The sequence below is a fragment of the Pararhodobacter sp. SW119 genome, from assembly GCF_017811755.1.
Classification (GTDB): Bacteria; Pseudomonadota; Alphaproteobacteria; order Rhodobacterales; family Rhodobacteraceae; genus Pararhodobacter.
Window position 1 is genome coordinate 22,433 of sequence record NZ_JADDJF010000037.1, and the last position, 10,793, is coordinate 33,225.

The 10,793-nt window shown below is 65.1% G+C and carries 9 protein-coding genes and 1 tRNA gene; 5 read left to right on the top strand and 5 right to left on the bottom strand.

Features of this window, described 5'->3' with window-relative positions:
• Positions 1-972 carry a TAXI family TRAP transporter solute-binding subunit gene (locus tag IM708_RS16060; protein ID WP_209427599.1) on the bottom strand — a complete coding sequence of 324 codons (972 nt, stop codon included), beginning with the start codon at positions 970-972 and terminating at the stop codon, positions 1-3.
• A 177-nt stretch (positions 973-1,149) separates the two neighbouring features.
• Between IM708_RS16060 and IM708_RS21710 the strand changes: the two genes are divergently transcribed.
• The gene (locus IM708_RS21710; RefSeq protein ID WP_209427600.1) at positions 1,150-1,887 is read left to right on the top strand and encodes a UTRA domain-containing protein; all 738 of its coding nucleotides are present in this window, start codon (positions 1,150-1,152) and stop codon (positions 1,885-1,887) included.
• A gap of 127 nt (positions 1,888-2,014) precedes the next feature.
• On the opposite strand, the gene IM708_RS16070 is transcribed toward IM708_RS21710, so the two are convergent.
• Entirely contained in the window at positions 2,015-2,263 is a 249-nt protein-coding gene (locus IM708_RS16070) for a ParB N-terminal domain-containing protein (protein ID WP_209427601.1), read from the bottom strand.
• A gap of 475 nt (positions 2,264-2,738) precedes the next feature.
• Positions 2,739-3,347 (bottom strand): YetF domain-containing protein, encoded by a 609-nt coding sequence (locus tag IM708_RS16075; protein WP_209427602.1) that lies wholly within the window; start codon positions 3,345-3,347, stop codon positions 2,739-2,741.
• A 280-nt stretch (positions 3,348-3,627) separates the two neighbouring features.
• Between IM708_RS16075 and IM708_RS16080 the strand changes: the two genes are divergently transcribed.
• The 3 genes from IM708_RS16080 (at position 3,628) to IM708_RS16090 (ending at position 6,475) form a co-directional block, all read left to right on the top strand.
• On the top strand, positions 3,628-4,557 hold the full coding sequence (locus tag IM708_RS16080) for a fatty acid desaturase (protein WP_209427603.1): 930 nt from the start codon (positions 3,628-3,630) through the stop codon (positions 4,555-4,557).
• Between the two features lie 490 nt (positions 4,558-5,047).
• A complete protein-coding gene (locus tag IM708_RS16085; protein ID WP_348524985.1) occupies positions 5,048-6,250 on the top strand; it encodes an amidohydrolase in 1,203 nt (400 codons plus the stop codon).
• A 150-nt stretch (positions 6,251-6,400) separates the two neighbouring features.
• Positions 6,401-6,475 (top strand) — tRNA-Phe (locus tag IM708_RS16090).
• 560 nt (positions 6,476-7,035) lie between these two features.
• On the opposite strand, the gene IM708_RS16095 is transcribed toward IM708_RS16090, so the two are convergent.
• Both IM708_RS16095 and IM708_RS16100 read right to left on the bottom strand, forming a co-directional pair.
• Positions 7,036-7,791, bottom strand: coding sequence for a hypothetical protein (locus IM708_RS16095; protein WP_209427604.1), 756 nt, complete (start codon positions 7,789-7,791; stop codon positions 7,036-7,038).
• Positions 7,792-7,795: 4 nt separating this feature from the next.
• Positions 7,796-8,668, bottom strand: coding sequence for a hypothetical protein (locus tag IM708_RS16100; RefSeq protein ID WP_209427605.1), 873 nt, complete (start codon positions 8,666-8,668; stop codon positions 7,796-7,798).
• A gap of 917 nt (positions 8,669-9,585) precedes the next feature.
• Here IM708_RS16100 and IM708_RS16105 point away from each other — a divergent pair.
• Positions 9,586-10,793: reverse transcriptase/maturase family protein (locus tag IM708_RS16105; RefSeq protein ID WP_209427606.1), on the top strand; the 1,208-nt coding region annotated here is incomplete at its 3' end.

Genomic DNA, 10,793 nt, shown 5'->3' on the forward strand with positions numbered 1-10,793 from the left:
TCACTCCAGGATGCCCCGCTCGCGGTAGTACCGCTCGGCCCCCGGATGCAGCGGGATCGAGATCGACTCGAGCGCCGTGTCGAGCGAGATCTGCCCGCCCATCACATGCACCTGCGACAGGATGTCGGTATTCTCGTAAAGCGCCTTGACCATCGCATAGGCGATGTCGTCCTCCAGCCCGGCATGCGTGGCCCAGATCGCGCGCACCGCCAGCGTCTGCACGTCCTCGTCGACGCCGCGATAGGTGCCGGCGGGCAGCGTGGCGTTGGCGTAGTAGGGCTGCACCTCCTGCAAGGCCGCGATCTCGTCGCCCGACAGCGGCACGACGACGATGTCATGGCCGTTCGCCAGTTCGGTGATCGACGCGGTCGGGATGCCGGCGGTGATCAGCGACGCGTCCAGGTTGCCGTCCTTGATCTTGTCGGCCGACTGCGCGAAGGACGAATAATCCTCGGTCACGTCCTCGCGCGCCATGCCGTGCGCTTCCAGCAGATCGCCAAGCAGCTGCCACTGCCCCGACCCGGGCGAGCCCGACGACACCGACTTGCCCGCCATGTCGGCGAAGCTGGAAATCCCGGCGCCGGTGCGCGCGACCAGCTGCACCGTCTCGGGATAAAGCGAACCCAGCGCGCGCAGGTTCTCGGCGGCGTTGTCCTCGAACTGGTTGGCGCCGTTGTAGGCCGCGTCCAGGATATCGGCGGCGATGAAGGCGGTCTCGATCTCCTCGCGCGCCAGCAGGCCCGCGTTGGCGACCGAGGCGTTGCCGGTCTCCGCCGTGGCCGAGATGCGCCGCCCCTCAAGTTCGGCATTGTTCGAGATGAGCTGCGCCAGCATGCCGCCCAGCGGGTAATAGGTGCCGCCCGTGCCGCCGGTGGCGATGCCCACGAAGACGCGGTCCTGCGCCGCCACCGGGCCGGCCAGCGCCAGAACGGAAAGCGCCGCCGCGCAAAGGGCGAATTTGGTGTGCTTCATCGGTAACCTCCATGTCGCGGGGCCGGTTGCAGCCGGTGCCGTGACCGGCACCACGCCCCTCCGTCGGCCGCCTGCCGGGGGGCGGATCGCGCACCACCCCGAAGGGCGGCGTTGACGGATTATGCTTGAGCATAATATTCTTCCGGTCAAGACGGAAATCGGCGCGGAGGGCCGGCCGTGACCACCCCCGACAAACCCGCGCCCAAAAGGGCGGCAGGCCGCAAGGCCCTCGCCCCCTGGCGCGCGATCCGCGCCGACATCCTGTCGCGCATCCAGTCCGGCGACTGGGGGCCGGGGTCGCACCTGCCGAAGGAGGTCGACTTGGCCGCCAGCTACGGCTGCACCCGCAGCACCGTCTCGCGCGCGCTGCGCGACCTGGCCGAGGCGGGCTTTCTGGAGCGCCGGCGCAAGGGCGGCACGCGCATCGCCGAAAACCCGGTGCGCAAGGCCCGCCTCGACGTGCCGCTTCTGGCCGAGGCGATCCTGCGCGCCGGCCACACCGCCACCTGCCGGACGCTGCGCGCCGGGATGCGCCCGCTGCCCGCCGCGGTCGCCCGCCGGCTGGGCCGCCCCGCCGGCCTCCCGGTTTTCGAGGTCCTCACCCTGCACCTGGCCGACGACCGCCCGCATTTCCTGGAACACCGCTACATCGACCCGCGCCTCGCCCCGGGGGTCGAGGGCGCCGATCTGACCGCGTCGGGCATCGACGTCTGGCTTCTGCACAACGCCCCCTTCAGCCGGCTGGAGATCGCGCTTTCGGCCGTCCCCGCTCGCGGCGAGGTCGCCGAGGCCCTGAACCTGCCCCCGCAAAGCCCCTGCCTGCTGATGGAGCGCGCCTCGTGGCGGCGGGAGCAACCGCTTGGGCTGCTGCTGCTCTACCACGCCGCAGGCGTCCCGGTCCTGGCGCATCTCTAGCACGCACCCTGCAAACGGCCAGAACGTCCCCCGTTTCCCCGCGGGGAATTAAGAGACCGGAAACCCTTTCCCCGCAGGGAAATCCGCCCCTCCCCCGCGCCTCGTGTTGACTACCGCGAAGCGACCGTCAATGCTGTCGAGGCTGCACCAGGTAGCCATTTATCGTGGACTCCCCGAGCGCCTTCATCGCCTCGAGCCGGTGGAGACCTTCCACCAGAACAAAACGTTCCCCGTCCGCGCGAACCTGGATCGGCACCGTCTGCCCGTCCTGCAGAATGCTCTCGGCGATCTGGCCAACCTTCTGTGTGTCGAGCGTCTTGGCGCGCTTTACCGGAACGTGGATCGCCTCGATCCGAAGAATCTGCGGTTTGAGCATTCGTATCTCCCTCGTCAGAGCATCCCCAGGGATGCTGCCCACCGCTCCGGTCGCTGCGCGCGACTGCGCGGATTGTCGTGGCGCTGCGTTGTCGCGTTGCCCACCCTTGAGCATTTAGCACCGAACGTCAGACTTGTCCGCACTGCCGACCCCGGGCGGCGCCCTGCGTTTCGGCATGGGGCCAGCCCGGCGCGCGCAGGCCGCTGACGTCTCTGCGGGGAACTCGGGTTAACGATGTCCGATTTCCCCGCGGGGAAATCCGCCCCCCTGCCCCGCGACTCGTTTCCCTGCGAGGGCAGGTTCGCGCCCCGCGCCGGTCAGTCGTCCGAAGCGTGACGCTCTCGACCACCGAGCCGGAGCAGCGACGTGCCCGGCCCGGCCGGACTCTCCCCGGATCGTCAATCGTTGCGGCGCAGCTTGCGCTACCTCATTGGGCGGCGAGGTTTCCTGTCGCTGGAGCCATCGAGACACCGGATCATGGGTCCTGTCTCAGGATGACACTAATCTCGCCGTTCCGTTCCAGACGGGCCTCCTTGACCTTTTCCCAGTCCGAGAGGTTCTCCCTGAGGCGCAGCGCTTCAAGGAGATCGTTTCGGCTGAGATTGCTGCGCTTCATCGCATCCCAGTCGACCTCGCCATCTCGGACAAGGAGGCTCGTGTTGCCCTTGATCAGCGTGCCGAAAGCGTCCGAACCGACGGCGATCCGCGAAAACAGCCTGTGAAGAAAGACGATCACGAGGGCCGCGCAGAGTGTCGGCAGGAAGGCAGACTGCCCGGTGATGGCTCGGCTGATGATCGAGCCGAGCATGACGCCCAGGATCACGTCGTAGGCCGTGTTGCCGCTGATGAAGCGCTTGCTGCCGAGGCGCACGAGCATGACGGCGAACGCGAAGACGACAATCGCCCGCACCGCCATATGGCGGATGCCAAGTTCGTCTTCGTCCAGCCCGAGGGTCCAGGTCATCCAGATCGCGAGCTCCTCGTACATACCAAGCCTCCATTGCCAGTCACTGGAACGGTAGCGAACCCCCTCGGTTCCCACCGCGTCGATGACGGACGCAGACGCGAATGAGATCGCGCGCATGCAGCGAATGACCGAAAGGTCCGCAGTGCCGACCCCGGGCGGCGCCCTGCGTTTCGGCATGGGGCCAGCCTGGCACGCGCGGGCCGCTGACGTCGCTGCGGGGAACTCGGGTTAACGATGTCCGAATTCCCCGCGGGGAAATCCGCCCCCCTGCCCCGCCCTGCGCTGGCCGTTCCCGCAATCATGGGGCATCCGCCCCCGCCGCGGAAACGCTTGATCTGCCGGCCGCGTTGGGCGACCCTGCCGTCAGCGGCAGGCGGGTTGGGCAAGGTTGGTGCGCATGCAACAGCAGATTGATCACCGCGACTGGCTCGCCGCCCTGCCGCCTGCGCAGCGCGCCGATCTGGCCCGGCGCTCGGATGCGGCGGGGTTGCGGCGTCTGGCCGCGCATCTGGGATTGATCCTGCTCTGCGGCGGGCTGATCGCGGCGCAGCTGCCGGGGTGGTGGCTTCTGCTGCCCGTGCAGGGCGTGCTGCTGGTCTTCCTGTTCACCCTGGCGCATGAGGCAACGCATCGCACGCCATTCGCCTCGGACGGGCTGAACAGCGCGGCCGGGCACGTCGCCGGGTTGGTGCTGGTACTGCCCTTCCAGTATTTTCGGTATCTGCACTTCGCCCATCACCGCTGGACGAACATTCCCGGCCGTGACCCCGAACTGGCGCAACCCCGGCCCCGGACGGCGGCGGAATGGGCGCTGCATGTCTCGGGCCTGCCCTACTGGTGGGCGGGCCTGCGGCTGATGGCGCGGCTGGTGGCCGGGCGGGCCGACGATGACTTCCTGCCCGCCGCGGCGCGGCCCCGTGTGGTCGCCGAGGCGCGGGCGATGGCGCTGGTCTATGTCCTCCTCGCGCTGAGCCTGATCTGGTCGCCGCTGATCGTCTGGGTCTGGCTGGTGCCGGTGCTGCTGGGCCAGCCGGTGCTGCGGCTCTATCTGCTGGCCGAGCATGGCGACTGCCCGCATGTCGCCGACATGTTCCTCAACACCCGCACCACCTTCACCAGCCGCGCGGTGCGGTTTCTGGCCTGGAACATGCCCTATCACACCGAGCATCACGTCGCCCCCACGGTGCCCTTCCACCGCCTGCCCGATCTGCACCTGCTGATGCGTGACCGGCTGGGGGTGACGGCCGCGGGCTATGCGGCGTTCAACCGCGCCTATCTGGCCCGGCGATGGCCGGGGCGGGCGGCGGCGGGCACCGATCCGGACTGATCCGGTCGGACAACTGCAATCTCCGCCGTGCCGACCTTCTGCTCTTGCAGGTTTCCGCGGGTGGGGGCGCTTGCGAACGCCCCAATGCGACGGGGTCCCGCGTGGGGGCGCCCTGCGTTCCGGCATGGGGCCAGCCCGGCGTGCGCACACGACTTGCGTCCCCGCGGGGAACGCAGGTTAACGATGTCCGAATTCCCCGCGGGGAATTACTGGATCTGAATTCCATTTCCCCGCGGGGAACTCCACCGACCCGTGGCGCCATTTCCCCTCGGAAAACCTCCCGACCGGAGGCATCGTTTCCCCGCGGGAGTCACCCGGCCGCCCGGCCCCATTTCCCCGCGGGGAAATGCCCCGACCGTGGCGCCCTGTCCCTCGGCGATGTCCACGGCCGCCCGCGCGATTTCCCCGCGGGGAAATCATCGCCCCCGGTGCCCGCCAATGCCCCCTGCCCCGCGCCACGCCGTGCGGGACTTGCGCCGGGCGGGGCGGGATGGCACCTCTGGCCCCGCGCCGCCGGTCGGACGCCGGGGGTTGGGAACAGGAGGCCGACATGCTGGGCAATGCCGACATCATCCGCCTGACCGAGTTCCGCCGCGCGCTGCACCGCCGCCCCGAGCTTTCGGGCGAGGAGGCCGAAACCGCCCGCGCCGTCGCCGCCTTCCTGCGCCCGACCGGACCCGACGCGGTGGTCGCCGGGCTGGGCGGCCACGGCCTCGCGGTGATCTACGACAGCGGCCAGCCCGGCCCGACAGTGATGATCCGCGCCGAACTCGACGCCCTGCCGATCGAGGAGACCGGCACCCCCGCGCACCGGTCGCAGGTGCCGGGCAAGGCGCATCTCTGCGGCCATGACGGCCACGCGACGATCCTGGCGGGCGTGGGCATGGTCCTGGGCCGCGCCCGCCCCGCCGCCGGGCGCGCGATCCTGCTCTTCCAGCCGGCCGAGGAGGACGGCTCGGGCGCGGCGGCGGTGATCGCCGATCCGCGCTTTGCCCCGCTGGCGCCGGACTGGGTCTTTGCGCTGCACAACATGCCGGGCCTGCCGCGCGGCGCCGTCGCGCTGGCCCCCGGCCCGGCGAACTGCGCCTCGCTGGGCTTGCGCGTCGTGCTGACCGGCCGCACCGCGCATGCCTCGAACCCCGAAACCGGCGTCGCCCCCACCGCCTGCATCGCCGCGCTGCTCTCCGACCTGCCGCGCCTCGCCCCGGCATCGGGCGACGACTTCCGCCTGGTGACGCTTTGCCACACCCGCATCGGCGCGCCCGCCTTCGGCATCTCCCCGGGCGAGGCCGAACTCTGGCTGACCCTGCGCACCGTCACCGACGCCGCCCTGACCACGCTCGAGGCCGATCTGCGCGCCACCGTGCAGCGCCTCGCCGCGCAGGACGGGCTTGGCTGCGCCTTCACCGTCCACGACCATTTCCAAGCCTGCAGCAACGACCCCGACGCGACCCGCCACCTGGCCAATGCCGCCCGCGCCGCTGGCCTGCCCCCCGCCGCCTTCGACCACCCGATGCGCGCCTCCGAGGATTTCGGCCGCTTCGGCCGCCACGGCCGCTCCGCGATGGCGCTGCTGGGCGCCGGCACCGACCTGCCGATGCTGCACAACCCCGACTACGACTTCCCCGACGACCTGATCGCCCCCGGCGTCGCGCTGTTCACCCAGGTCTTGGACGAAACGCTGGGCCGCTGAGGCGCCCGCCCCGCCCGCCGGACCACGCCCCGCGCGGGGGTACGCCGCGCCCCCCTGAGCCCCCCGCAGATCGCGCCCGGATTCTGCACAACCCCTCTGGACAGCGCCCAGCGCGTCGAGTACCAACCGCCTCGCCCCATTTCAGACCCTGCCCGGGTAGCTCAGGGGTAGAGCAGTGGACTGAAAATCCTCGTGTCGGTGGTTCGATTCCGCCCCCGGGCACCAATTCCCTTAGGCGTGAGTGAAGGTAGGCCCAATAATCAAAGGAAAACAGCTCCTTCTGCCGAGCGCAGCCATAGATTTGCTACAGTTTTTGCTACAGCTTTTGCTACATCGAACACTACACAATAAGCGCTTCAGGCGTCGATTTCCTTCCCCGACCAGTCCAGAGAATGCTTGAGCGTCCGGCGTCCGTGACTCGCGCAGTGGCGCATTGTCTTCGTCGCTTGCCCGCGAGATGGGCTCATCTCCATCGTCGAGGTCGAGTGAAAGATCCTGGGTCAGCGGCTCAGCCCTTTGCAGTAAATGTTGCACGCTTGAGCGAAACCCCTTGGTTTGCGAGGCCATGTCAGGCAAAGGCTCCCGAAGAAATTTTCGGGAGCCTTGTGAGTTGGAAGTCGGCTCGGCGGACAAAGCTGCTGTTCGCCGAGGATGCTCGATCGGCGATGCGGTTGCGAGGCTGCCCGTACGAAGTGCGGATTCCCGTCTTTCGGTGGCGCCGTCCACGAAGGAATGCTGCACGGACTGAGCTACGACTATTCCGGTCGTCGCTTCCGAGGTTTATGTTAGCCGCTGAAGGTAGGCGCATCCCATTCGGGGGGATCGTAGATCTTTGAGCGCTTGATGTCGCCAGTGTAACCAGTCATCTCCCGCAGCCTCGCCTTGTCCGCCGGCCAGTTGGTGCGGTCCCGGTTAGGATCGGCCATGATCTGTGTAATCATCTCATGTGGATCAACGGCATAACGGTATAAGCCTTTGTCATCGTATATACCTGCTTTGCCGAAATAAATCAGGCGCACCTCACATTCATGCTTGAAGGAACGTCGCTTGAGCAGGAGGCTTTTCGCAAGCCGCGTAGCGCTCAAGTCTAAACGACCACCATTTCGGACGTAGGCCTTCAGTTCTTCTTCACGCTTATAAAGGACTTTGCCGATAAAGCAGGTGTCCTGCGGCATCCCGGGGTGCTTCTGAACGAGAGCAGCCAAGAGCTTGCGCGGCGTCGACCGAATCCGAATAAAACGGCAGTCAGGGTCGTTAGCGTAGATGCCCCACATTGCTTCCGACAGGTTCTCACGCGACCAACACTGGCCGACGAAATCGTCCCGAAATCCGAATTCGAAGGGTTCATTATTCAGGAGACCTCCAAGCTTGAGTTGAAAATTCTCAAACTTGTCTTTCCATTTGTGAACTTGGCTCAGCACATTCTCCCGGTCGGCGAAAATATTGATGACATATTCTTCGGGCATGATCCTGTAGACATGCTGGTCAAGCTCGTCCTCCGATAAATTAAGAACACAACTCACTTTTTCTGCGCCTCCCATGATTTTAGACCCCCCCCAGCACAATATATTTTGAAAAAGTCGGCGCTACATAGTCATTCCAAACTTGAGCTCCTGTTAGTTGGTCGCCAGCACCGTTTATCTCCTCAAGTACCACGTCGCTAATCCGCACGCCGGCGGGCACATAGCGAAGTGTCAATTCCTCAATTTTAACCTCTCGGCTGGGGAAATTGCGGCCGAACTCCTTGAGATGCGGGATGAGCCGGTGGTGAAGCTGCTCGTCAGTCCGCCCCTCGCTTTGCGCATAGAGCTCTCGCAATTCAGCGCCGATGACATCATCAATTGTTGGCCTGATCAGCGACGCACCTTCAACTACGACGATCGGTGGCGTAAACCTGTTCATTGCGTCGCCCGGCGGATTCTGTAGCCGGATAGTCGGATCAAGAATTTCAAACGGCGGCGCGACAACCCACGCGTGTCCAAGCTCAGCACCAGCGAAGTCTGAGGTGTCGCACATGCACTGTCCCCGCCAGAGATCCTCGCACTCAACCTCCATGATCATTGAGCCCTTGAGGCCATAACTCCAGACCCCAAGCCGGTCGAGGATACGCTGCATCATCGACGAAGCATGGACGCAACTACGATGCATATTCCTGCGTTCGAATAAATCTGCGAGGAGTTCGGCCAAGCGTGGCACGATGTCGCGAACTCGTTCATCATATTCAGCCGTGCGCGGACGCGACTTCACCCATATCGCATACTGGTCCAAGAACTCGCCGTTGTGTCGTTCCTCAGCCAAGAACGCCGGCTGGTCGTAGAAGCCAAACTTCGCAGTATCAATCCCAAGCCGGCGCAACCTTTGATCCACCGTCGCATGTTCCAGCTTGCGGGCAGCCGCCCGTCGTTTTGCCTCTCCCAAATTTTGCTCCCCCTGCGTGAGTCTTTCGCAACCAACATCTCCCGCCCCTATGCCACTATTTGTCGGTTGCCAAACGGCGCGAGAAAATTGAGGTCGACCGCTTAATGTGGTGACTTGGACCGACCATATTAGGGAAGGTGGCAACTTTGAAGTGGGGCCGGGTTCGGCCGCGAAGCGAAGCCGACACCCCTGTCGTTCGCAGGTTAAAGAGAAGCGAACCAACGCTTTTCGGACACGCCCTACTTTATGGGTTAGCACCTATATATTCCCCTCAGCCCCGCCATTGGCCCTGCTTATCCACATATTTACAAGCTCTTGCGTAAGATGGCTTGCGATGCTACAGGATATTGGTCGCTTTCGGTCGTCGGCGTCATGGTCGGGCTCTCATTGAGCGCGAACGGGATTGTCGGCGACGCCGGCGGGGCGTTCAGCCTCGCCTGGCGGGTCGAGGGCTCGGTCCGAATTGTGGCCGCGCCTGATCCCCGAGACGGCCCGCGTCCCCCGGCTGGTTGGCGCGCGACCAAGGTTCAGCCCGTCGGGGTCTGTGGGATGGTCGAAGAGCATTTTTGTCGTCGGCCGGGCGGCGTCGCGCAAGGGCTTGACAGAACCAAAAAGCTGCTATGCTGAAGGGGGATAGTGCCATGCGCGACAGCGGAACCAAAAACGGACGGAGCTTGCCGCGCGGCTTGCGGCGTGCTTCGTCTCGACGATCTCGGTCGTCGGCGTCATGGTCGGGCTCTCATTGAGCGCGAACGGGATTGTCGGCGACGCCGGCGGGGCGTTCAGCCTCGCCTGGCGGGTCGAGGGCTCGGTCCGAATTGTGGCCGCGCCTGATCCCCGAGACGGCATGTGATCAGCCGGGGCGAACTTCGCCCACAGGCCCCAGGACTGATCTCGAAAAGCTCGTGAGGGATGCAATGTCCCTGGTTAGGGAAGTCAGGAAGGCTGCGACGCTGCACCAAGCGTGGTTCAGCATTCGAGATAACGCCAGGGCATCCAAGAGCAGCACGACGAAGAAGGAAGTTCGCGACTTCGAACAGAGGCTGCCACTCCGGATTCGGTCGCTTCAGGACAAGCTGCGGGAGGGCTATCGGTTCGAGCCTCCGGTCGGGGTTCTAATTCCCAAGAAGAGCGGCGCGGGTAAACGAGGACTGGTTGTCTCCCCGCTTCCTGATCGCGTGGTACAGAGGGCGATCCTCGATGTGCTTCAGCGCTATGACAGCGCCGCGCTTCAGTCGGTGATGGAGTGCGCGACTTCCTTCGGCGGCATTCCCGGCCGAGGAGTTCAGGATACGATCATCGAGATCGAACGGGCGCGCTTGACGGGTGGGGCTGCCTGGATTGCTGGTTCGGACATCTCTGGTTTCTTCACGAAGATTGACGTGGCCGCAGTCGTGGATTTCGTCCGCGGAGCAGTGCAGGACGACGCCTTCACGACCCTCTTCCACAACGCGCTTACGGTAGAACTCGATAACGCCGCGCAGATGTCGCCCAAGGATTTGGAACTGTTCCCGAGCGAAGGGATCGGGGTGGCGCAGGGCTGCCCTCTGTCGGCCTTCGCGGGCAACATCTTCTTGCGGGAATTTGACAAGGCCATGAACGAGGGCCCGGTCAGGTGCCTCCGCTACATCGACGACTTCATCCTGCTCTGCCCGTCTGAGGCGGTCGCCCGATCCGCGTTGGAGAAGGCGAAAGAACTGTTGAGCGGGCTCGGCCTTGAAATCTACGACCCCGACAAAAACCCGCGCAAGGCCTTCATCGGTCGCTTCGCAGGCTCGATCGAGTTCCTGGGCCATCGGATGGTGCCCGGAAAATACCCGCCCACCGAAGGCAATCTTGATAGCTTGCTCCGGGGGATCGACCTCGACATCGACGGATTCCACACTCACATCTGCAAGTTGCGAGAAGGCAGAGCCACCAGCCGGCGGCAATCATTCGTTGCCACAGTCTCATCAATCGACCAGCGGATACTGTCCTGGTGCGGAGCCTTCTGCGCTTCTTCCTGCGAGGACACCGCACGTCGCATCGACAGCGAGATTGACAAGAGGATAGCCAAGCTAATCGACATGTATGGCAAGGCAGTGAAGAGACCGCAGGTTTCGCGTCGAAAGCTGTTCGGAGTTCA

Excerpts from the sequence above, each read along its gene's own strand:
- IM708_RS16070 (WP_209427601.1), bottom strand. The coding sequence starts at position 2,263 with ATGCTCAAACCGCAGATTCTTCGGATCGAGGCGATCCACGTTCCGGTA.
- IM708_RS16060 (WP_209427599.1), bottom strand. The coding sequence starts at position 972 with ATGAAGCACACCAAATTCGCCCTTTGCGCGGCGGCGCTTTCCGTTCTG.
- IM708_RS16080 (WP_209427603.1), top strand. The coding sequence starts at position 3,628 with ATGCAACAGCAGATTGATCACCGCGACTGGCTCGCCGCCCTGCCGCCT.
- IM708_RS16085 (WP_348524985.1), top strand. The coding sequence starts at position 5,048 with ATGGCACCTCTGGCCCCGCGCCGCCGGTCGGACGCCGGGGGTTGGGAA.
- IM708_RS16095 (WP_209427604.1), bottom strand. The coding sequence starts at position 7,791 with ATGGGAGGCGCAGAAAAAGTGAGTTGTGTTCTTAATTTATCGGAGGAC.
- IM708_RS16075 (WP_209427602.1), bottom strand. The coding sequence starts at position 3,347 with ATGCGCGCGATCTCATTCGCGTCTGCGTCCGTCATCGACGCGGTGGGA.